General features: G+C 53.6%; 16 protein-coding genes. 5 read left to right on the top strand and 11 right to left on the bottom strand.

Going from position 1 to position 23,099, the window contains the following annotated elements:
• Positions 1-11 precede the first annotated feature (11 nt).
• The gene (locus F7R27_RS13215) at positions 12-1,013 is read right to left on the bottom strand and encodes a 2-hydroxyacid dehydrogenase (protein WP_151704726.1); all 1,002 of its coding nucleotides are present in this window, start codon (positions 1,011-1,013) and stop codon (positions 12-14) included.
• Positions 1,014-1,142: 129 nt separating this feature from the next.
• On the opposite strand from F7R27_RS13215, the gene F7R27_RS13210 reads away from it, so the two are divergent.
• A complete protein-coding gene (locus F7R27_RS13210; protein ID WP_151704725.1) occupies positions 1,143-1,925 on the top strand; it encodes an HNH endonuclease in 783 nt (260 codons plus the stop codon).
• Positions 1,926-1,933: 8 nt separating this feature from the next.
• Here F7R27_RS13210 and F7R27_RS13205 read toward each other — a convergent pair whose 3' ends face one another.
• Both F7R27_RS13205 and F7R27_RS13200 read right to left on the bottom strand, forming a co-directional pair.
• Positions 1,934-5,230: a DUF3427 domain-containing protein gene (locus F7R27_RS13205; protein ID WP_151704724.1), complete on the bottom strand. Its 3,297-nt coding sequence runs from the start codon at positions 5,228-5,230 to the stop codon at positions 1,934-1,936.
• Positions 5,223-5,915: a class I SAM-dependent methyltransferase gene (locus tag F7R27_RS13200; RefSeq protein WP_168927506.1), complete on the bottom strand. Its 693-nt coding sequence runs from the start codon at positions 5,913-5,915 to the stop codon at positions 5,223-5,225. The genes F7R27_RS13205 and F7R27_RS13200 overlap by 8 nt, the downstream gene beginning before the upstream one ends.
• 290 nt (positions 5,916-6,205) lie before the next feature.
• On the opposite strand from F7R27_RS13200, the gene F7R27_RS13195 reads away from it, so the two are divergent.
• Positions 6,206-7,990 (top strand): autotransporter domain-containing protein, encoded by a 1,785-nt coding sequence (locus F7R27_RS13195; RefSeq protein ID WP_151704722.1) that lies wholly within the window; start codon positions 6,206-6,208, stop codon positions 7,988-7,990.
• A 64-nt stretch (positions 7,991-8,054) separates the two neighbouring features.
• Here the strand turns inward: F7R27_RS13195 and F7R27_RS13190 are convergent, their stop codons facing one another.
• On the bottom strand, positions 8,055-8,909 hold the full coding sequence (locus F7R27_RS13190; RefSeq protein ID WP_151704721.1) for a DMT family transporter: 855 nt from the start codon (positions 8,907-8,909) through the stop codon (positions 8,055-8,057).
• A gap of 12 nt (positions 8,910-8,921) precedes the next feature.
• Positions 8,922-11,831 carry an insulinase family protein gene (locus F7R27_RS13185; protein ID WP_151704720.1) on the bottom strand — a complete coding sequence of 970 codons (2,910 nt, stop codon included), beginning with the start codon at positions 11,829-11,831 and terminating at the stop codon, positions 8,922-8,924.
• Between the two features lie 162 nt (positions 11,832-11,993).
• Between F7R27_RS13185 and F7R27_RS13180 the strand changes: the two genes are divergently transcribed.
• Both F7R27_RS13180 and F7R27_RS13175 read left to right on the top strand, forming a co-directional pair.
• Positions 11,994-12,590 (top strand): Pycsar system effector family protein, encoded by a 597-nt coding sequence (locus tag F7R27_RS13180; RefSeq protein WP_151704719.1) that lies wholly within the window; start codon positions 11,994-11,996, stop codon positions 12,588-12,590.
• 211 nt (positions 12,591-12,801) lie between these two features.
• Positions 12,802-13,356: a phasin family protein gene (locus F7R27_RS13175; RefSeq protein WP_151704718.1), complete on the top strand. Its 555-nt coding sequence runs from the start codon at positions 12,802-12,804 to the stop codon at positions 13,354-13,356.
• A 63-nt stretch (positions 13,357-13,419) separates the two neighbouring features.
• Here F7R27_RS13175 and F7R27_RS13170 read toward each other — a convergent pair whose 3' ends face one another.
• From F7R27_RS13170 to F7R27_RS13145, 6 genes are all read right to left on the bottom strand, one after another.
• Positions 13,420-14,445 carry an asparaginase gene (locus tag F7R27_RS13170; RefSeq protein WP_151704717.1) on the bottom strand — a complete coding sequence of 342 codons (1,026 nt, stop codon included), beginning with the start codon at positions 14,443-14,445 and terminating at the stop codon, positions 13,420-13,422.
• Positions 14,438-15,652, bottom strand: a complete 1,215-nt coding sequence (locus F7R27_RS13165) for a UbiH/UbiF/VisC/COQ6 family ubiquinone biosynthesis hydroxylase (protein WP_151704716.1) — start codon at positions 15,650-15,652, stop codon at positions 14,438-14,440. Before F7R27_RS13165 ends, F7R27_RS13170 begins: the two co-directional genes overlap by 8 nt.
• A 39-nt stretch (positions 15,653-15,691) precedes the next feature.
• Positions 15,692-16,963 (bottom strand): serine--tRNA ligase, encoded by a 1,272-nt coding sequence (gene serS / locus F7R27_RS13160; RefSeq protein ID WP_151704715.1) that lies wholly within the window; start codon positions 16,961-16,963, stop codon positions 15,692-15,694.
• A gap of 209 nt (positions 16,964-17,172) precedes the next feature.
• Entirely contained in the window at positions 17,173-18,567 is a 1,395-nt protein-coding gene (locus F7R27_RS13155; protein WP_151704714.1) for a replication-associated recombination protein A, read from the bottom strand.
• Positions 18,567-19,208, bottom strand: coding sequence for an outer membrane lipoprotein periplasmic chaperone LolA (gene lolA / locus F7R27_RS13150; RefSeq protein WP_168927505.1), 642 nt, complete (start codon positions 19,206-19,208; stop codon positions 18,567-18,569). The genes F7R27_RS13155 and lolA overlap by 1 nt, the downstream gene beginning before the upstream one ends.
• A gap of 19 nt (positions 19,209-19,227) precedes the next feature.
• On the bottom strand, positions 19,228-21,834 hold the full coding sequence (locus F7R27_RS13145; RefSeq protein WP_420846634.1) for a DNA translocase FtsK: 2,607 nt from the start codon (positions 21,832-21,834) through the stop codon (positions 19,228-19,230).
• A 291-nt stretch (positions 21,835-22,125) separates the two neighbouring features.
• On the opposite strand from F7R27_RS13145, the gene trxB reads away from it, so the two are divergent.
• Positions 22,126-23,082 carry a thioredoxin-disulfide reductase gene (gene trxB, locus F7R27_RS13140; RefSeq protein ID WP_151704712.1) on the top strand — a complete coding sequence of 319 codons (957 nt, stop codon included), beginning with the start codon at positions 22,126-22,128 and terminating at the stop codon, positions 23,080-23,082.
• Positions 23,083-23,099: the final 17 nt, after the last annotated feature.

Raw genomic sequence — 23,099 nt, 5'->3', positions numbered from 1 at the left:
CAAAACCATGCTCAGTCCAGATGCCTGTTAATCTCATTCACACACTCGCCCTGCTCACTCAGCGCCTGAAGGTTGCTTAGTGTAATTTCGGCGATCTGAGTCAGGGCCTCCTCAGTAAAGAACCCTTGATGCCCCGTGATCAAAACATTCGGGAAGGTCATCAAACGCGAAAGATCATCATCAGACATGATCTCATCCGACAAATCACGGAAGAAAAACTCACTCTCCTGCTCATACACATCCAGTGCCAGATAACCTATCTGGCCCGACTTCAACGCCAGAATTGCAGACCGAGTATCCACCAACCCACCGCGCGACGTATTCACCAGCATCACGCCCGGCTTCATCGCCGCAATCGCCGCCCCATTGATCAGGTGGTGATTCTCTAGCGATAGCGGACAGTGCAGGCTGATGATATCTGACTGGGCATAAATCTCATCCAGCGTTACATAAGAGCCTCCCAGCGCCTCAAAATCAGCCGATGGATAAGGATCAAATGCCAACAGATGACAACCAAAGCCACGCAGAATACGCGCCGTTGCCAAACCGATCTGGCCTGTGCCGATAAGCCCCACCGTTTTGCCATGCAGATTAAAACCGAGCAACCCGTTGAGCTGGAAATTACTTTCCCGCACCCGATTATAAGCACGATGTGTATGACGATTCAGCGTCAGGATCAACGCCAGCGTATGCTCAGCCACCGCCTCCGGCGAATAGCCCGGCACCCTGACCACACGGATACCCAACTCGGCAGCAGCCTCCAGATCAACCTGATTGAACCCGGCACAACGCAACGCCACCCACATAACCCCTTGCTGCTTGAGCGCATACAGACACGCCTCATCCAGCGTATCGTTCACAAACGCACACACCGCCTGCGCCCCTGCCGCAAGACTGGCTGTTTTGGCACTCAAAGGGGTATCGAGATAGCTCAACGCAAAACCAAAGTGCTGGTTCGCCTTATCGAAAAAGGTGCGATCGTAGGATTGAGCGCTGTAGAACTGGATTTTCATATTTGTCTCTTCCTGAGTTCAGTCATTTGCATAGGATACAGTAACGCATCACAAGTGTAGGTCAACGCTTTCCTGAACCAGGTCTAGCTGGCATCATACATGTGCCCATACAAAGAAGGATGATCACGAATGACGCTGAATCGTTGGACAGAAGAACAGGTCAAGCTCGCCTTCTACCTCTACTGCCAGCTACCTTTTGGCAAGTTGCATCAAGGAAATCCCGATATAATCGCACTTGCTGCTCTCATTCAACGCACACCCTCAGCCGTTGCGTTTAAGCTTAGTAATCTGGCTAGCCTCGATCCGGCTATCAGAAACTCGGGGCGAAAAGGTATGGGGAATGTTTCAAAACTCGACAAACAGGTCTGGGATGAATTTCATGCTGACTGGGAGGGACTAGCAGACGAGTGTATTACGATACGAGCCCACTTGAGCAAGGAGACGGCGCAGAGCACGCCAGATATACCCACTACTGATGGTCCCGATGATAAGACGGAGGACTTCACTGGTGAGACGCGCCAAGTGGTTACTCAACAACGGATCAAGCAGAACTTTTTCCGCAAAGCTGTATTATCAAGCTACAACAACCGATGCTGTATCACAGGTCTATCTCACCCTAGCCTGCTGATTGCCAGCCATATCGTGCCCTGGAGTAAAGATAAAGCCAACCGCCTCAACCCCAGCAATGGTCTTTGCCTATCAGCACTGCATGACCGAGCATTTGATCAAGGCTTGATTACCCTTGATCAGGAGTGGCGAGTCGTACTGTCTAGTGAGATAAAACGACAAACAGAACCAGTATTCGATACAGCCTTTTTCACCTATGAGGGCCAACAAGTCGAACTACCCTGGCGATTTGCACCTGATGAGGTGTTTATGGAGCGCCATCGTGCAGAGGTTTTTATTGGCTAGCTCCGTAATTAATTTAGCTGCCAAACAACACTCATCGGCTGACTACCTTCATGACTCAAGTAGCTCACCTCTCCATAGAAATGAAAAGGCGCGGCTTTGCCATTTCTCAGCTTATGCTCTCGCACAAATAGATAAACCTTTAGGCCCAATGCTCGATGGTCAATAATTTGCTGGCCACGTTTACTGGTCGGGCTGGTGCTGTTCTGTGATTGCCAGTGGAACTGCTTCGAGTTGATGAAGTAGTCATGGTAACGATGGTCTTCAGATTTACCCTGCTTGTTCAGCGTGACCAATAAAATCTGTGCCCGTTGCTCATTAAGAACAACATGGCCTGACTGCCAATTTCCTGGGTTAAACTCAACATCGAAAAGTACCGGAATATCTTCACGCATAAACTCCTGCCCAACGAATAACTCCAGCGGATCAACTTTGCCCTTGAGGCGAGCAAACGTTACCATATTTTCATCAGCGATCAGGTCAGGATATTCTGGATTCTGTGCCCTTAGCGTGTAGCTACCATCGGCATTTTTAAGCACTCTACGCAATAAGTATTGGTTGTCACCAGCCTCATCCTGTCGCTCAATCGCTACTGCCTGATTGCTGATGCTGCCAGCATTGCCCGAGGTAATCTGCTCCAGGAGCAAATAATCGCCATCAAGTATGGGCGATTTGCCACCATTCATTGAATTACCTGAAGCCCGCGCCACGAAGTGACGCTCAGATGTCAGCGCTCCGAAACCACTTGGGGCAGCGACAAACTCTTGAACATCGGCATGACCTGTTTTGAAGTGACCACAAGCTATTTTGATATTGGGAAAGAAGGGTATCTGCACTGGTTCATCGATATGAGTAACCAGCGCTGTACTCGGTTCTGGTTTAACGCTTTCAAGGCGTGATACGCCATACTGAGCTAGCCGCCAATCGAGTAGCTGCTGTGTCATCTCACTAAAGACAGGTAGTTCTGCAGCTGTAAGACTCTGCTGGAAGGTGAACTGCACTCCATCTTGGGCAAACCAGGTTATCTGCGAACCTTGCTCTGGCGTGCACCAGAAGGTGATCGGATTGGTTCGCCAATGATTGAACCACTCGCGATCACTTAATGTTGCCAGAGACTGCTTACTGTCTGGCAAGTCGGCAACCCACTCCACATGGCTCAGATACCACTCTTTAGCCCATAGCGCTAATTGCCGTTGTTCAACTGATTGGCTCATCGCTTGATGATCAAGAAGCGTCTGAAGCAATACAAGCTTGTATGAGCGGGAAAGCTTTGTCGTCGTAAAATCACGAAACCACTGGGCATGCCTTTCCAAGACTGACAGTTCTTCAGCAGCGGCATCCCCCTGCTCATCAATAAACTCCCACCAGCTACCATACTGTTGGCGTAAGCGGTTAAGGCTTGCGCCGCTGTTCCAGAATTCAGCCAATGTCGGGCGGCGCTTCAGATTTAGTTTTAGCTTTTCATACTGGGTTTCGAGTTGCTCACTGATCAGGCTTTCCAGAAAGTCGATAAAACCGATGTCATAATTAATATAACATCCATCCGGTAGCAGGCTGTTGCTGTCTTTAGCGGCATCCACTAACTGTTTGCGTGTTGGTTTACGCTCAAAAACCGATCCCAGCAGCATCTCTGGACGATTCAGGAAACTATGATGATTTCCAACAAAGTCCAGCACCACCAATTTCTCTTTACCATCACTCAACCGCAGCCCGCGCCCAAACTGCTGGAGAAATAAAATTTTGGACTCAGTCGGCCTGAGCATCATCACCGTATCTATCTGTGGTAGATCAACACCCTCATTAAACAGATCAACAGAGAACAAAACCTGTAACTGACCATTACCAAGCTGATCCAGAGCCTCTGATCGAGTGAGGTTAGATTCAGTGTGCACACTCGCAGCACGAACACCTTGCTTATTGAAAAAATCAGCCATGTAATCAGCATGTTTTTGTGACGCACAAAAGGCTAAGGTGCGACTCTGGCATTTAGCTCGCCACTCTCTGAGCGCATGCTTTGCTCTTCCACGTGTCGCTAACTGGGTAGAGAGCTTATTTGGATCAAATCGACCATTCCGCCAAGGGATATGTTCGTAGTTCACCTCGGTATCGAAGATGCCATAGTAATGAAAAGGACATAGTTGCTGATTGACGATACCATCAAATAAATCTTGCCTGTAAATCAAATTGTTATCACACAGCCGCAGAATATCAGAGCGATCTGTACGATCCGGCGTAGCCGTAAGGCCGAGCATGAAATCAGGTGTAAAGTATTCAATCAAACGCTGATAGCTACTGGCCGCTGCATGGTGAAACTCATCAACAATGATGTAGTCGAAATGACCAGCAGAAAAACGATCCAGATGAGCTGACCGGCCTAACGTCTGAACTGAAGCAAATAGCAGATCACACTCTGTATCTTTCTGCTTACCTGTATAGCGCCCAACCCTCTTGTGTGGCATCACTGCTAAAAAGCTTTCCTCAGCCTGCAGCAAAATTTCCTCTCGATGCGCCACAAACAGTACGCGCACAGCTTCGGTCTGAGCAGCATCGAAAGCTGAGAGATAGGTCTTGCCCATACCTGTCGCCAAGACGACCAAGCCCTTGCGTATACCACGCTGGCGAGCAGTAACCAGCGCTTGAAGCGCCTCTTCCTGATGAGGTTTGGGTAAGGGTATCTCAGGTTCTGGTTCATCGGCACCAGGCATGGCGGAGGTGATGGCGACAACCTTCCGAGCATTGTCATAGCGTAACTGGTACTGCTCTATCCACTCAAAAGAGATGGGCATAACTTGTGGCAGCATCAGCAAGCATTGGAACTGATGCCGAACTTCATCAATGCGCTTTGCCGCTAATGAGTCAGCTTCATTTGGGTAATCAAGGTGGTAGTTCCACTCCAAACCATCAGTCAGTGCTGGACGGCTTAGATTGCTGGAACCTATGAACGCGTCAGCCGACTGGATATGACCCTGTTCAGAGCGCACAAAAATATAGGCTTTCAGATGGAAACTAGTATCAGAACCAGCTTCAAAAATACGGATATCAGCACCACGTTCTGCCAGTAGCATCAGCTTACGCAAGGCTCTTGGGTCAGTCACACAGAGATAATCGCTGGTTAACAGCGTCAGCTTTACCTGTCTCTGCGATTGAAGTGTGTCCTCAATATCCTTAAAAATCAGTTCTAAACCGGAGTATTTTATAAACGATACCGCAATCTCAATTTCAGTAGCATGTCGTAAAGCGCGGCGCAAAGCTGGCAGAAGTTGCTGCCCTGACCCACCGGTTAAGAGATATCCACTTTGACTACTCATTACCCAACTCCACCGCACGAGCCAGAGCGACCGTAGTCCATGTCACATCTGCTCTTTGCAGTTTATCTGAAGAATGCTGGGTGTTGAATTCAACAAGACTCACTCCATACTTAGCAGCAAGTACAATAAGCTCATCGAGACTGACTGGATACATAGGCCGTTCGGGGTCTGATGGCCCAAAGCGGAGCGTAATGATCACTGTGCCACTGGGTGATAAGAGATCGAGTATCCTTTTAAAGCTGGCTGGACGGTAATTCTGAGGCACATGCATCCAGATGGCAGACAGGAGAATGAGGTCAAAACCATCACCAGGTGCATTAACACCAACGAGATCGGGTAACCTAGCATCTACCCACTTAATCGCAGCGTGAGTGTGGTTTTGCGCTATTTCACGCAGCTTACTGGCCGGCTCTACGGCTGTGACTTCCCAGCCAAGATCAGCCAACCACTGTGCATCACGACCACTCCCCGCCCCAACATCCAACGCGCTTCCTACGCTTAGCTCATCCAGTAGATCTTTCCAATCAGCGTGAACATCTGCTGCTGCAATAGAATCGTACTGCGCTTGGTAGCGTTCCGCATGAAGATGGTAATGGGTGACTGTCTGTTCTGTTGTCGCTGCAGAACAGGAGTGTGCGGATTCCGATGAGGAGTGCGAATTAATATTCGATGGACTGGAGGGCACAGTAATTCCTTTAACTGTTTTAGCAACGTGCTGTTTATCTGGTCAATAACTAGCCACATCCGGCGGCATATCAGGTAGTTAATCACCTGCCAGCAGTCCATTGCTTCGCCTCACCCTTCCTTTTTACCGAGTATGGTGCACTTTGGCAACTCACACCTGCCCCTTTTTGTCACCCAATTCAGCCGATATTGTCATTGTTCCTTGCCGCCTGAGGGGCGACAGTAGCGGTGACTTTTTCTCCTTCAACGTAGCGTTTCAAATACTCAAACAACAATAACAATGGATGTCACATGCTGAAAAAAACCTTACTCCCGTTGGCAGCGGCCGTGATGTTGGCACAGGGCGCGCAGGCCAGTAGCTTTTCCAACACGCTTTTCTTTGGCGATAGCCTGACCGATTCCGGTTCCTTTGGCTTTCAGTTCTCCACTAATCCCGGCCCTGTGTGGGCGCAGAATATCGCTGCCAGCTATGGCATTGATCTGTTACCGGCTAACCAGGGCGGCAGTAACTATGCCGAGGGTGGTGCGCGGCTTACCGGGTTACCGGGTATCGGGGCTGGCCCCGCTTTAACGGCCACTCCGGTGCTGCAGCAGGTGCAGAGTTACCTGGCCAGCACTGGTGGCAAGGCGGACCCGAATGCGCTTTATGCGCTGTGGGCGGGTGCAAATGATATTTTCTGGCTGGCAGGTGGTAATGAGGCGGATATTCCCGCTTATGTCAGTAAGACCATCGGCGAGCATGTAACAGCGATCGGTATGCTGCGTGCTGCCGGTGCGCAGTATGTTGTGGTGCCTCTGATTCCGGATATCGGCACCTCTCCCTTTGGTATGTCGCAGGGGCCTGCAGGCTCTGCAGGGCTGACACAGCTGACCGAGAGCTATAACAGCAACCTGATGCTGGCACTGCAGGTGCAGGGTATCTCTGTGATTCCGGCTGATACTTTCAGCCTGTTGCAAGAAGTTCAGGCTGATCCTGGTGCCTATGGGTTTGACAATGTCACGCTGCCGGTATGTGGTACGACACCCTCACCCATGTGTATGACCGGAGTAAACTTCCCCGAAGGGCTGGAGAACACCTTCCTCTTTGCTGATGGTGTGCACCCAACCACTGGCGGGCATCAGGCAGTGTCTGATTATGTTCAAAGCCTGCTGGATGCACCGGCCTTCCCTGCTCATGCAGGTAGAGTGGCATTACAGGAGCAGCGTGCAGTATCAATGGAGCTGGATCAACAGTCCCGTTCGGCGCTGCAGGGTGATGGCCCTGAGTCCCGCTTCTGGGTTTCCGGATCATCGGGTGATCAGAGCCGTAACAGCACGCTGGGTGCTGGCGGCTCCCCTTATCGGCTGGGCGTGGGTATCGATAAACGTGTGAGTGATGATGCGGTGATAGGTTTTGCGCTGCATCAGGGCCGTAACAAAGCCAGCCTGTCCACTGGACGGGTCGAGCATGAGAGCACCGGGTTCAGTATCTATGGTGCACGCAGTGTCGATAACTGGCTGCTCAACGCCAGTGTGAGTGTTGCCAAGGGCAGCTATGATCTGACTCGTGTGGTCAATATCGGGCCTGCAACGCGGCAGATGACAGCCAGCACGGACGGTTTCCAGTTGGGTGCTCAGGTGGCGGCACAGTATCGCTTTGAGGCGGATCGTATCACCCATGGGCCACTCTTTGGCTTGCGCCTGCAGCAATTGTCGATGGACAGCTACACCGAGCAGTCTTTGGCGGGATCATCAACAGCGCTTCATGTTGATCCGGCATCTCAGCGTGACACCACAGGCTTTATCGGCTGGCACGCCAGTGCGGATTACTCAGGCTGGACACCCTATGCAAGCCTGGTGCTGGAAAGCCGCCTGAACAGCAAGTCTGGTGCTGCCAACGTATCTCTGGTAAATATTCCAGGACAGCGTTTCAGCACGCCGGCTGGCGAGCCGGATAAGCATTATGCTGCTTTCACGCTGGGCAGTGATTTTGCGCTGGATAGTGGTGTGCGTCTGGGCGTAAGCCTTAATCACCTGTTTGATAATGCCGATCTGGACGAAACCCGGATCAACCTGACTGCGTCTTTCTCTTTCTGAGCCGCGTACAGGAGGCTAGTCTGGCTGCCGTCGAGTGCTAACAGCACTGCCGATGGCAGCCACTTCATATCTGTTTCGGTTTGCGCCTGACCAGCGCCAGCACTCCGGCAAAGCAGATCAGCAGCATCCCGCCCCAGGTCATCAGATTCAGCGTTTCATTCCAGATCAACCAACCAGCTACAGCCGCAATCATCACCGATGAATAGGTGAAAGGCGACAGAAAACCAGCCGGTGCCAGAAGGTATGCCCTGCTCAGCAGCAGTTGCGCCAGTGTCGAGCTGACAGCAAGACCCAACAGCCAGGGCAGATGCACCAGCGTTGGTGTCACCCAGTTCATGGCCGCAGGGAGCGCCGCAAAGCATGAGCCAAACAGAGCAAAGTAGAATACGATCCGGATGGCTGACTCGGTATCCCCCATGCGCCGAATCACTACCTTGGCCAGTGACCCCAGCATGGCTCCGCCCAGACCAACCAGCACCGCTATATTCAACATCCCCTCCTGCGGCTGCAACACCAGCAATACGCCACTGAAACCAAGCAGAATGGCCCATTTCACCATCGGTGCAATGCGCTCGCCCAGCCAGAAGAAAGCAAAGATCGGGATAAAGAAGGGTGCAGTTTGTTTAAGTAGGGCCGCTTGTGCCAGTGGCAGATTTGCCCAGGCGTAAAACAGACAGCTCATGGCTGCTACGCCCAGCAGAGAGCGCACCAGATGCAATCTGATCCTGTCGGTTTTGAGTGTTGTGATTCCGGCATGAAAGATCAACGGCAGCAGCACAACCAGCCCCAGCAGATTTCGCATCAGTACCGTGACTTCAGTCGGCAGATCAGCGCTGACCTGCCGGATGAAGATACCGCTGGAGACCAGACAGAATTCGGAGGCGATGATCAGCAACGCCCCCTTCAGCAGTGGATTCAATGAGTCTGCTCGTCAGATTTCGATGCGCTCATAGATATCCGGCAGTGCAGCTGCGGCCTTGCTATTGGTCACAACTGCCACACTGGCATGATCCTGCTTGAGCCAGGTGGATGCGACACGTTTGATATCATCGAGTGTCACCTGCAGGATCTGACTGCGAAATGCCTGACGCTGCTCCGGTGTCCGTCCGAACAGGCTGGAGTGGAAGGTCTGCTTGGCATCGCCGGCTGGTGAACCGGGTTTGTCGATGGAGCTGACCACGCCAAGAATCGCCTCCTCCAGTTTGGCTGGATCATGATCGGTCTGCTGCAACCACTGTGCGGCCTGTTCGAAGTCTTTCAGTGTGCCTTCGATACGCGGGTCACGGTAGGAGAAGAAACGGAACACGGCATCGCCACTGTCCTGACCGGCACCGGCACCATAGGCGCCGCCCTGCTCACGAATCGCCCGGTGCAGATAGCCGTTACGCAAAAACTCACCCAATACTGTCAAGGGCGCTGCATCAGGGTGTGCGCTGGTAACCGTCGGGAACGCCACCGCACAGAAGTTGACCTGCGTACTGGTCAGCCACAGCTGCTGAACCGGTTCGCGTGTAAGCGGAAGCGCCAGTGGCTGGAACTGATCACTCACCGGCAGCGCTTCCCACACAGAAGCCAGACGCTCGGCATAGGCTGTTTTATACTCCTCTTCCGCCACCATCAGGAACTGGCGTGGTGCAGCTGCAACCCTCTGGTGCAGTGCCTGCAGGCGCTGAGCAAGATCAGCCAGTGCTGCAGGGTCATCCAGTTGCTTGTCCAGTTGCTTGGTGCTGCGCACCGCTTCCAACCCTTTGGTCAGATGGTTAAGGCGTGCTGCCGGACTGAACCCGGCACAGGCCGCCGCCATCGCCAGGCCATGTCCACGACCGGTGATGGAGCGCTCCTTGCGTGAACGCTGCTGCGCAACGATCTCTCGGATACGTGGCAGTTCATCAAAACGGACCTTCTGCAGGGTTTCGGCCATCAACTCAGACAGCGCATCACGATGAACCGCCAGGGCTTTGCCCGACATCACCAGATAGCCCGACACATCCTGCTCACTCTCCACGGTGCCACGCACAGTGAAATAGGCGCCCAGCCCGCCAGTGATCTCGCTCTGATAGGCCTGATTTTCACGATAATCGCGCTCACCACACCCCAGCTCGGTCAGGCAGTAGGCATAAAGTGGCAGCAGCGCCTGTTCAGACTCATCCAGATCCGGCAGCGCTGCAATCATCTGCTGATATACCAGCCCATTGGTGCCAGCCGAGTACCAGGTGGAGTTGAGGGAACCAGAAGCCAATGCCTCAGCATTTGGCAGGTGCAGTGCCAGTGGTACATCGTCCAGGGTGACACGCGGCAGGATGGAGTCGTCGTCTACCTGCTGCTGACGCTGTTCCAGTGCCTGCGCCTGACGGATCACAGCCTGCTTCTCATCATCCGACATGGCGGCCTTCATGGCGGCCAGCCGCTGTGCTTCTGCTACATCACGCAGGGTACTGATCTTGTTATCCGGGCGCAGTGTCAGACGCACACGATGCGGATTATCGAGCAACCAGGTGCGCACCATGGAAGGGATAAAGTCTGGGTTCTGAACCGCTTCGCGCAGCTTCTCAAGTGCCGGGTCGATATTCAGTGCTGCAATCGGATCACCACGGTGAATGGCTGCCGGCATGGCAGACAGGATCAATTGCAGACCAAAGGGGTAGCCATCACCGGTAATTTCACGCTGGCTCAGCTCCAACTGGTGCAGCTGTGCCTCCACCATGCGCTGATCGACACCCTTCTCGGCTACCTGTTGCAGCGTGTCCAGCACCAGTTGCTCGAAAGCATCGGCCTTGTCTGGCTCACTGCCCTCAATGCCACACATGAAGCTCATCTCACGGTTGGAGTCCTCAAGGCCGCACAGAGGTGACGGCGCACTGCCCAGACCACTGGATTCCAGTGCAGAGCGCAAGGGTGAGCTGGCATTATCCAGCAGTACGCGGCTGAGCAGGTGTGCCTGCATCAGCTCATCGATATTAATCGAGTGAGGCAGCAGCCACCCCATCACATGATGGGTATGATCGGCCAGTTCCTCCTCATCCAGTGCATAGGCCTCTTCCACCTTCATCGGTGCGAAGTAGCGCTTCTCATCCGGTACACTCAGCACCAGCTCACTGCGTTCAAAGCGTGACAGCGCAGCCTCATCAAAACGAGCCTGCAGCTCTGCCGCTGGTATATCGCCAAAGGTCATGAATACTGCGTTGCTGGGGTGGTAATGGCTCTTGTAGAAAGCCAACAGATCGTCATAGCTCAGATCGGGGATACAGGACGGTTCACCACCACTGTTATGGTGATAGGTGGTTTCGGGGAACAGGTGCTTGCTCAGGGTCTGCCAGAGAATCGACACGGGCGAACTCATGGCACCCTTCATTTCGTTATACACGACCCCTTTATAGACCAGGTCGGTATCAGGGTTATCGCGCTCTTCAAACTCGACTCGATGGCCCTCCTGCGCAAAATCCAGCGGATCAAGACGTGAGAAAAACGCTGCATCCAGATACACATCGAGCAGGTTGAAGAAGTCCTTGCGGTTAAGGCTGGCAAAGGGATAGGCGGTCCAGTCGCTGCTGGTGAAGGCGTTCATGAAGGTGTTCAGTGAGCGGCGTGTCATCATGAAAAAAGGGTCGCGCACCGGAAAACGCTCACTGCCGCACAGTGCTGTATGCTCCAGAATATGGGCCACACCGGTTGAGTCCTCGGGCACCGTCCGAAACGCCACCAGAAAGACATTCTCATCACGATCTGCCGCGATGTGGTAATGCTTTGCTCCCGTCACTTTATGTTCGAATTCGTTTATCTCGACATTCAGGGAGTGGATCTTCTGGCTGCGCAGAAACGTGAAACTCGGGTGTGCTTGCATATGTGGATCTTACCTGTCTGAAAACGTTTGCGAAAAGATAGCATGATTGCGCAATGGCTGCATTTTTACTATATCTGATATACGCCGTTAGCTGATAAAACCGATTACCGGATCAGTTTTTGATGGCCTATTAACGCTTCTTCAAAAAAGAGCTTCGGGGACATGGATAAAGACAATCGGGACACCCTTTCGTTCAGCACCACCTCAAAGTCACCACCCGAAAGCCTGTTGAGTTCACTGATAAATAATGAGGGCCGTTTGCAGGTCGAGGTTGGCAACACCCATATCTCAACCAAAATGCAGTTTGCCTATAATCAGTTGCAGTATCTGAGCAACTCGACACGCTTTGCCGATATAAAGGCCGCAGCCCTGGCAGGTGTGATTGGCACACTGATCGGTATTCTGGTGAATGAGGTGGCAAGCGGTCGATTCGCCATGAATGTTCTGTTGATTCTGGCGGGCGGTCTACTGGTTGTCGGGCTGGTGATGGCGCTGGATGTAGTGTTTCCAAGACGCGTTGCCAAGCAGCAGAAAGGGATTCTTTATTGGGAGGCGGTTCAGTGCCACAGCGCCGAGGAGTACCTTGAGCTGATGATCACCCTACCCAGATCCGAGCTGCTGGAAAAGTTACTCCATCATAATTATCTGCTGTCTGGAATTGTGACTAGCAAGTACCGTATGCTGCACCGCGCATTCATGACCTCCGCTGCCGGTCTTATCTGTCTGATGCTGGCTTATATTCTGAACCAATTCATCTGATTGCAGTCCCTGTCATAACGACGAAATATCGTAGTGTCATATTGCAGTGTCATATTGAGTATGCAGCTGGTTGACTGCTGAAAGTGTCTTTTTGTGCATTGCAGCATAAATCACTTGACAGTCTATTTTTTAACCGACTATAGTGTACACATTGGTGCACTGCACAAAAACTTTAAAAGACACAACCTCATCGCCCTGTAGGAGAGATTCCATGACTGACCCAATCAAAGATTTTCAGGAAGCCCTGAAGCCTGTTACTGAAATGTCTGAAAACCTGTTGAAAGACATGGAAGAGAAACTTCAGCCAGTTAAAGAAAAGATGCAGCCTGCTCTGGATATGGCAGAGATCAACAAGACTGCTGCTGAGCGTCTGATTGCTCTGCAGTCTGAATATATGGCTGATTTCTTCAACTCCAGCCTGGCTCAGTTTAAAGCCCTGACTGAAGTTCGCGAGCCACAGGATGCACTGAAGCTGCAGGTCGAGTTCTTCAAGACTCTGGACGCCAAGTTCACTGATATCGCTGAAAAAGAGCTGGCCGTTCTGACCAGCGCTAAAGATCAGCTGACTGACCTGATCGAAAAAAGTTTTTCTGAACTGGGTGACGCACCTTTCCTGTCTGAGCTGAGCAAACTGGATATGACCAAGTTTGATCTGAGCAAATTCGACATGACCAGCTACATCCCAGGCGCTGACGCTAAAAAGCCTGCAGCCAAGCCTGCAACTGCTCGCAAGGCAGCTCCAGTAAAATCTACACCTGCTGCCTGAACCATTCAGGGATCATGAAAAAAGGCCGCTAAGCGGCCTTTTTTATTGGCTTGACCCACTAGATCACTGAGCTTGTTGATACAGCGACTGGATACCCTTGTAGTTGTCCAATACAGGCCGTATCTCACCTGTCACCAGCTGATTGCGATTACGAATCTCTGGTGCAAGGCGCTCCGAACTGATCGGCAATCCCAGACTGGAAAGTACCTGGCTGATCGCCACCTCAGCCATCTCCATCGAGCCGGAGTCGATTTTCAGCGCGACACCCAGTTTCAACTCTGGTACTGCAGCAATATAAACACCTTCAGCGCCTACCTTGAGAAACACCCGTCCTTTAAGCTCAGCCATCACGTCGGAACAATAGCGTTGTGTACCCGCCACGTAGAAGGGGTGCTTCGTGCACGCCTGATACAGGCGCGCTGCGGCCACTCGATAGGACTCTGGAAGCTGTTCCGGGTCGGCAAAGCGAGCAAACCCCAGCGCAAGACGATCAAGAGCCATCGCCCAGGTAGGTGCCGTGCAGCCATCAGGTGCAACTGGCATGCCCTGCAAAGTGGTACTGCAGCACAACTCAATGCAACGACGAATCTCCTGCTGAACCGGATGATCGGTAGAGACATAGCCTTGAAGCTCGCAGCCGAGATGCCGTCCCAGCGCCAGCATACCGGCATGTTTGCCGGAGCAGTTGTTATGGCAGGCCGACGGTTTTTCATGCGCCCAGGCCAGATCAATGGTCGCCTGCGGCGCCATCGGCCAATGTTTACCACACTCAAGATCCGGTTCCGCCAGTGACATTTTCTGCAGCATGCGATCGACTGTCTGAGTATGCTCAACCTCACCATTGTGCGATGCACAGGTCAGGGCCAGCTCTTCATCCGTAAACCCGAAGTGATCCGCAGCGCCACTGGCAACCATCGGCAAGGATTGAAATGCCTTGATCGCGGAGCGGGGATAGGTGAGCTCATTGACATCACCTACTGCCCATATCCGCTCCCCGCTGCTGGACATGATTACGATACGCCCTCGGTGGCGGCTTTCAACCACCCCGCCACGCATGACATTAACTAGAACAGGATTAGATTCAAACATGTTTGGCTAACTCCGGTAGAGGACCTTCCAGCCCCATCGCCAGCTTGATCACATGAGGCTTGGCAATCGGCAGTTTGTCTGCCACCGCAAGACCTGCGTTGCGCAGCCATTTAAGTGGCAGAATATCATTACTGAATACGCGATAGAAAAGATCCATCGCCTGCATCATCAGCAGATTATGGTTACGACGCTCCTGCTCATAACGCTGCAGACAGCCTTTCAGATAAAAGGATTTATCCTCTTCCGGAAGATCCAGTAATACACCCGCCAGGGATGCTGCATCCAGAAATCCGATATTAACGCCCTGCCCGGCCAGCGGATGAATCATATGCGCCGCATCGCCTACCAGAACAACACCATCCGCCACATACTGCTGAGCATGCTGCCGCCGCAGCGGGAAATAGCCCCGTTCCAGCAGTTGATCCACTTCGCCCAGACAGTCAGGGAACTCATTATGCACCGCTTGCAGGAACGCCTCATCCGACAAGGCCATCAGGCGCTTGGTGTTATCCGGCGTGTTGTACCAGACCAGCGAAGCATGATTGCCAGACAGCGGCAGAAACGCCAGTGGCCCGGTCGGGGTGAACTGCTGCCAGGTGATGTCCTGTTGCGGATAGGTGGTCTTGACTGATGCTACCAGTGCGTACTGGTCGTAATCCCATTTGGTGACACCGATACCGGCTGCCGAGCGCACTCGGGATTCGCCACCATCAGCAGCTATCAGCAGGCGCGCCAGCAGCTCACGCCCGTCAGACAGACGTACCAGACTTGATCCAGGTGAAAAGTCGATGGACTCGGTCACTGCCGGACAGATCAGATCGACATTATCGAAGGTTTTCAATCGCTCCAGCAGTGCCAGTTGAATCACGCGATTCTCGACAATATTACCCAGATAAGGCTGCTCGATAGTCGCCGAGTTGAACTCAGTAGCCGCGTGCTCGGCATCGCTCTCCCAGACCTTCATGCGCTGATAGGGGCAAGCGCGCCGGGAGGTGATTCCCTCCCAGGCACCGATATTGCGCAACAGATTCTCGGACGCCACGCTGAGCGCCGAAACTCTGAGATCATGCGGCTGATCCGGCTCGAAGGCTGCCGGATACTGCTGCTCCAGTACTGCTATGGAGTAGTGGCTGTTACCCAGTGCACAGGCGATGGCCGCTCCGACCATACCCCCACCCACAATAACCAGATCGTAATGCGCTTGCATACTTCGTTCCCTCGGCTGTGGCAGGTTTGATACGTCAGATCAGAGCTGCGTGACACCGCCCATATAAGGCTGCAGCACTTCAGGTACATTGATACGACCGTCTGCCGTCTGGTAGTTTTCGAGCACCGCCACCAGGGTACGACCAATCGCCAGACCCGAACCGTTCAGCGTGTGCACCAGTTCCGGTTTGCCACTTTCAGGATTGCGCCAGCGAGCCAGCATACGACGCGCCTGGAAATCGGTCATGTTGGAGCAGGATGAGATCTCACGATACTTGCTCTGTCCTGGCAGCCAGACTTCGATGTCATAGGTTTTCGCCGCACCAAAGCCCATATCACCACCACACAGGGTAATGACTCGATATGGCAGGTTCAGCAGTTGCAGGATGCGCTCGGCATTGGCTGTCAGTTGTTCCAGAGCGGCGAAGGATTTCTCCGGCTCCACAATATGTACCAGCTCCACCTTCTCGAACTGATGCTGGCGGATCATGCCGCGTGTATCCTTGCCGGAGGCACCCGCCTCGGAACGGAAGCAAGGGGTATGTGCCACAAACTGCATCGGCATCTGATCTGCCTCGACTATCTGATCGCGCACAAAGTTGGTGACAGGCACTTCTGCCGTGGGGATCAGGTAGTAGTCACGCTCACCGAAAGGTATCTTGAACAGATCCTCTTCAAACTTCGGCAGTTGGCCGGTGCCACGCAGAGAATCGGCATTGACCATATAGGGCACATTGACCTCAGTGTAGCCATGATCAGCCGTGTGCGTGTTGAGCATGAACTGAATCAGCGCCCGATGCAGACGCGCCAGATCGCCCTTCAGCACGGCAAAGCGAGAGCCGGTCAACTTGGCTGCGGTTTCAAAATCCAGCCCCACGCGCTCACCCAGCGATACATGATCCTGAGGCTCAAAATCAAATTCAACCGGTGTGCCCCAGCGGCGCACTTCGACGTTGTCATCTTCATCCTTACCTTCGGGTACGGATTCATCCGGCAGATTCGGTACGCCCATCAACAGGTCATCCAGTGCCTGCTGCACCTCCTGCAGCTCCTGCTTGGCCTGATCCAGTTGATCACCCAGGCTTTTCACCTCATCCATCAGTGGCTGAATATCCTGCCCGGATGCCTTGGCCTGACCGATACTCTTGGAGCGGGTGTTACGCTCATTCTGCAGCGACTCGGCCTGCACCTGCACACTGCGGCGCTTCTCTTCCAGCGCTGCAAACTCGGCAACAGGAAATACATAGCCCTTTTTCTTCAGCAGACGGGCAACTTCTTCAGGATTGGCACGGACAAATTTAGGATCCAGCATGGAAGAACACTAACCTCGGATTTTCTGAAAGACGTATCGTTAACGGCAGCACGGTATTGCGCACTGCACCACGGACAATAACGCTCAATAATATATAAATCAGCGCCACGGATACATGCCCAAGGCACAACAAACGCATGATTTCAGTGAAAAGTGGTTAAAAAGGAGGAAAAAAAAGGCTACTTCTTATGGCGCTACTTTTTATAGCACTACTTTTTATAACGTTGCCGAGGACTCATCTGATCCTGAGATTTAAGATGCTTGAGTTTTTCGCCTATCTTGATCTCCAGCCCTCGTGGTTCAGGCTGGTAGTAGCGCCGATCCGCGATTACCTCAGGCAGATAGGACTCACCCGCCGCATAGGCATCCGGCTCGTTGTGTGCATAGCGGTACTCATCACCATAACCGAGAGACTTCATCAGCGAAGTTGGCGCATTGCGCAGATGTTCGGGTACCGGATGGCTGGCATCCTTCTTCACATCTGCCAGACATTGATTGAACGCCTGATACAGCGCATTACTCTTCGGTGCACAGGCACAGTAGACCGCTGCCTGCGCGATGGCCCTCTCTCCCTCTGCCGGGCCTACCCGTTCAAACGCATCCCAGGCAGCCAGCGCCACCTGCATTGCTCTCGGATCGGCATTACCGATATCTTCAGACGCAATCGCCACCAGACGGCGTGCAACATAGAGTGGATCGCAGCCACCATCCAGCATGCGGCAGTACCAGTAGAGCGCACCATCGGGCGAGGAGCCGCGCACCGATTTGTGGAAGGCCGAAATCATGTCATAGAAGATATCGCCTCCCTTGTCGAAACGTCGCCCACCAGCGCTGAGCACCTCCTCCATTTCGCTCAGCCTGACCAGCTCACGCTCACCGTCAGGCAGCGCCAGATCGGCCGCTATCTCCAACAGATTCAGCACGCGCCGGGCATCTCCATCGGCTGCTGCGATCAACTGCTCCAGCACGCCCTCTTCAAACTGGATGTTACGCTGCCCAAAGCCTCTCTCGGGATCACTGAGCGCCTGCTCAACGACCTGCTGGATATCCGCTTGCTCCAGCGAACGCAGCAGATAGACTCTGGCACGCGACAACAGTGCGTTGTTCAGTTCAAAGGATGGGTTCTCGGTGGTGGCACCGATAAAGATCACCGTGCCATCCTCTACATAGGGTAGAAAGGCGTCCTGCTGAGATTTGTTAAAGCGGTGTACCTCGTCCACAAACAGGATGGTCTTGCGACCATTCTGCGCTCTGAGCTGGCGCGCCTCTTCAACCGCCTGACGGATATCCTTGACCCCCGCCAGCACGGCAGACAGGGTGATGAAATGAGCATCCACCTGATGCGCAACCAGCTTCGCCAGTGTGGTTTTACCCACACCAGGCGGCCCCCAGAGTATCATCGAGTGAATAACACCCTGCTCAAGCGCCTGACGCAGCGGTTTGCCGGGCGCCAGCAGGTGCTGCTGCCCGACATACTGGTTCAGTTTGACCGGCCGCATACGCGCTGCCAGAGGCTGGTAGCCGGCCGCGGCCGTTACACTCTCCTTCACACGCTGCCCTGCAGGGCCACCTCCGGATGGCGACTGGTCAAAAAGGTCATTCATCAGAAACCGCTATCCATAATCACATCCACTCCTTCAGGTGGTACGAATACGAAAAGATCAGGGCTCAGCTCAGGATTGACCTGAACATCGTCCAGCACGATGGTGGAGCTTTGGCCCAGACTGTCATCCATGGCCAGCTCAGCCAGAATGCTGTCCCTGAAGAGCAAGCGTACCGAGGAGAAAAGGTTGTTCTGCTCTGAACGCGGAACCAGTTCAAATATCTGGGTGTTCTCGTAAGACTGGATCAGCATGATCTGAAACTGCTCATTCAGCTCATCCACACGCCCATTCAGAATCAAAGCCGGTGCGCTACCCCCACCCGCTTCTACCAACTTACGGGTAGCCTGCTCCAGATCGGGATCATAGACCCAGATATACTCACCATCGGAGATGATCTGCTGTGGAAACGGCGTTTCTGTTTCCCAGATAAAGCGATCCGGGCGCTCAACAGCAAAGAAGCCGGTTGAGGTTTCCCGCTTATTGCCCTGATCACCGGTACTGTACTGCTCGAACCTGGCACTGAAACGCTCCTGCCCCTGCAGCATCGATGCCAGCTTGTCAGCCGGCAACTCATCTGCCTGCAATGGCAAGGCAAACAACACGATCAGAGTGCACAGAGTAGTACCCAGAATGTTACGCATATTGATCATCTTCCTCGCATCAGTCTCGCGGCGGTGCCGGAGCCATCACTTCACGTTGCCCATTGCTGCCAGCAGGTGTCACCACCCCGGAAGCCTCCATGGTTTCGATCATGCGCGCCGCTCGGTTATAGCCTATCTTGAGCTTGCGCTGCACGGCTGAGATAGACGCCTTGCGGGTTTCTGTGACAAAGGCAACAGCCTCGTCATAGAGCGGGTCCTGTTCATCATCAAACAGACCACCACCGCCGCCACCCGACGCCATCTCATCAGAACCATCAGACAGAAGGTTATCAATATAGTTCGGCGCACCGAGTTGCTTCCAGGCCTCGACCGAGCGGTGTACTTCGTCATCACTGACAAACGCACCATGCACACGATTCGGGATGCTGGTGCCGGCTGGCAGGTAGAGCATGTCGCCGTTACCAAGCAGGTTTTCGGCACCCGACTGATCAAGAATAGTGCGTGAGTCGATCTTGGTGGATACCTGGAAGGCGATACGCGTGGGTACGTTGGCCTTGATCAGGCCGGTGATCACATCCACAGACGGGCGCTGCGTTGCCAGAATCAGGTGAATACCGGCCGCCCTCGCCTTCTGTGCAATACGTGCAATCAGCTCCTCTACCTTTTTACCTACCACCATCATCATGTCGGCAAACTCGTCGATCACCACCACGATATAAGGCAGACTTTCGAGCAGCGGCGCAGGCTCACCGGCAGGCAGTCCATAATCCTCGGCGCGCCACAAAGGATCACGCAACGGCGTTCCCTGGGCTTCGGCCTGCACCAGCTTTTCGTTAAAGCCGGCGATGTTACGCACTCCCATTTTTGCCATCAGACGATAGCGGCGCTCCATCTCGTTCACACACCAGCGAAGACCTGCCGCAGCTTCCTTCATATCGGTGATGACGGGCGTCAGCAGATGGGGTATCCCTTCATAGATCGCGAGCTCAAGCATTTTCGGGTCGATCAGCAGCAGGCGCACTTCATCCGGCGTCGCCTTGAACAGCAGGCTCAGCAGCATCGCATTGATACCCACTGACTTACCTGAGCCGGTAGTACCCGCCACCAGCAGATGCGGCATCTTGGCCAGGTTCGCCACGACAGGGTTACCGGCAATATCGTTGCCCAGCGCCAGCGTCAATCGGGATGGCGCCTCCAGGAAGGGTTTGGAGTTAAGCACTTCGCTAAGATGTACCACTTCTCGCGATTCATTGGGTATCTCGATACCGACTACCGACTTACCGGGAATCACCTCCACCACACGCACACTGCGCACCAGCATCGAGCGTGCCAGATCCTGTGACAGGTTACTGATCTTGCTCGCCTTCACACCTGGTGCAGGCTGCAGTTCGAAACGGGTGATAACCGGGCCAGGGTTGACCTCGACCACCTCTGCAACAACACCGAATTCACTCAGTTTGGTTTCCAGCAGGCGCGACATGCTTTCCAGTTGCTCTTCAGTGTAGCCCTGATCATGTTTCAGCTCGGGGGGATCGAGCAGATCCAGTGACGGTATCTGACGCTTCGCCGGCTTGCGCATGGTTTCTTTAGTCGGTGTACCCAGCTCAAGATCGGTTTCCTGCATCGGCTGATGCGCCTCAGACAAAGGCACGATTTTCAGACTTTTGCGGGCAGCAGGATCACTGCTCTGTGCTGACGGAGCGGCTGTAGCAGAAGGCTCGCCGGAGAAAGAAGCTCGGTTGATCACAGGCTGTCCGAATGACGGTTCATCATCCAACTGGTCATCAAGAGACAAAGCGCTGAGCATCGGCTCCTGTCGCTCACCAGCAGATGCCTTCTTCTGGGCGACAGGTCTTGCGACTGGCCCTTTGGCAACCTGTCGTGGCTCAACCGGCATGGAGATCTCCAGATCCTCATCATCCTCAGGATCACGACGCGACAGACGGATGCCACTCAACTTGTCACTGATATTGCCACTGAGTCTGCTGCTGAGCTTTTCACTGAATCTCTCTTTCAGGCCTTCTCCGGGTGTGTCATCCATCAGTGGATCGACTTTTTTGGCAGTCTTTTCAGTAGACGGTGCATTGTCACGGGTGGATGGCAGCAACTTGCCGCTGCCTGCAAAAATCGACAGCAAGGCACCACCTATCGCTTCCAGTACACGCTGCCACGACAGCTCCATGTACAGGGTCAGGCCAAACAGCATCAGGGTCCAGAAAATAACGGAGCTGCCCAGAACACTGAGCCAGACCACGCTCAGATCAGAGATCGCCTGGCCTGAGAGCCCGCCAGCGGTAAACGGATAGCCCAGCGTTTCATTGGAGATATGGATCGATGCCAGCGTACACAAGCCCAGCACAAACATCACGGCTCCCGTCACGCGCAGCATCAGATAGGGAATGGCATCCAGCATGCCGACTCTACGACGCATCAGAAAACGCAGCGTCGGCAGCATCAGCATCGGCGGCAGCAGATAGGCCGTAATACCAAAAAATGAGATCGCCAGATCTGCAATCCAGGCACCCGTCACCCCGACCAGGTTTCTGACATCCGGCTGGTATCCGGCATGCGACCAGCCAGGGTCACGCGGATCATAGCTCCATACGGCCAGTAGCAGAAAAACACTCAACCCGATCAGAACAACCAGCCCCGCCTCCTTGAACACACGGGCAAAGTGATCATTCAGGGTCATCTGGGGTGTAAAACCTTTGTCACTCAAGTCTAAATCCCTTGTCATTTCGTATTAATGCGCATCGCTGTCGTGAATATTGTGTCAGGCAGAGTATTCATAGAATGCCCGACATGGAGTAGTCTATTGTGCCACAAACCTGCCAAGACTCAGCAGTGTGTAGTTTATAATGTTGAAATATTATCAGCAGCCCCCATTGAGTTTCTTTAACGTGTCCATTGGCATGAGTCTTATCAACGACTTTTCAAGCACAGGAATTTTTTGATCATGAGTGACGTCCAGCATCATCGCCTTATTATTCTCGGTTCAGGTCCTGCCGGCTATACCGCTGCCGTCTACGCAGCGCGCGCTAACCTCAACCCCGTCGTCATCACCGGCATGCAGGCAGGCGGACAGCTGACCACCACTACCGATGTCGACAACTGGCCCGGCGATGCCGAAGGCGTTCAGGGCCCTGAGCTGATGCAGCGCATGCAGGCTCATGCCGAGCGCTTCAACACACAGGTTATTTTCGATCACATCAACGAAACCGATCTGAAGACCCGCCCTTTCCGCCTGAAAGGCGATTCTGCTACCTATACCTGCGACGCACTGATCATCGCCACCGGTGCCTCTGCTCAATACCTTGGCCTGCCGTCTGAAGAGGCCTTCATGGGCAAAGGTGTCAGTGCCTGTGCAACCTGCGACGGTTTCTTCTACCGCGGCCAGAAAGTGGCAGTGGTCGGTGGTGGTAACACAGCGGTTGAGGAGGCACTTTACCTGTCCAACATTGCTGCCGAGGTCACACTGATCCATCGTCGTGACAGCCTGCGCGCAGAAAAAATCCTCCAGGATAAGCTGTTTGAGCGTGCCGAAAACGGCAATATCAATATTATCTGGAACCATGAACTGGATGAGGTACTGGGCGACAATACAGGTGTGACTGGCCTGCGCATCCGCAGCAAGCTCGACAGCACCACTCAGGAGCTTGATCTGGCAGGCGTATTCATTGCCATTGGCCACAAGCCCAACACTGATCTGTTTGAGGATCAACTGGATATGCACGACGGTTACCTGGTGATCCGTTCAGGCCTGAACGGCAATGCCACTCAGACCAGCATCGAAGGTGTCTTTGCTGCCGGTGACGTAGCTGATCACGTGTATCGCCAGGCCGTGACATCTGCCGGTTTCGGCTGCATGGCGGCGCTGGATGCAGAGCGCTACCTGGACGATCTGAATGCCTGATCTGCTTTTGCGCCAGC

The sequence above is a fragment of the Nitrincola alkalilacustris genome, from assembly GCF_008973755.1.
Taxonomy (GTDB): domain Bacteria; phylum Pseudomonadota; class Gammaproteobacteria; order Pseudomonadales; family Balneatricaceae; genus Nitrincola; species Nitrincola alkalilacustris.
This window is presented reverse-complemented; position numbering and strand designations above follow the sequence as displayed.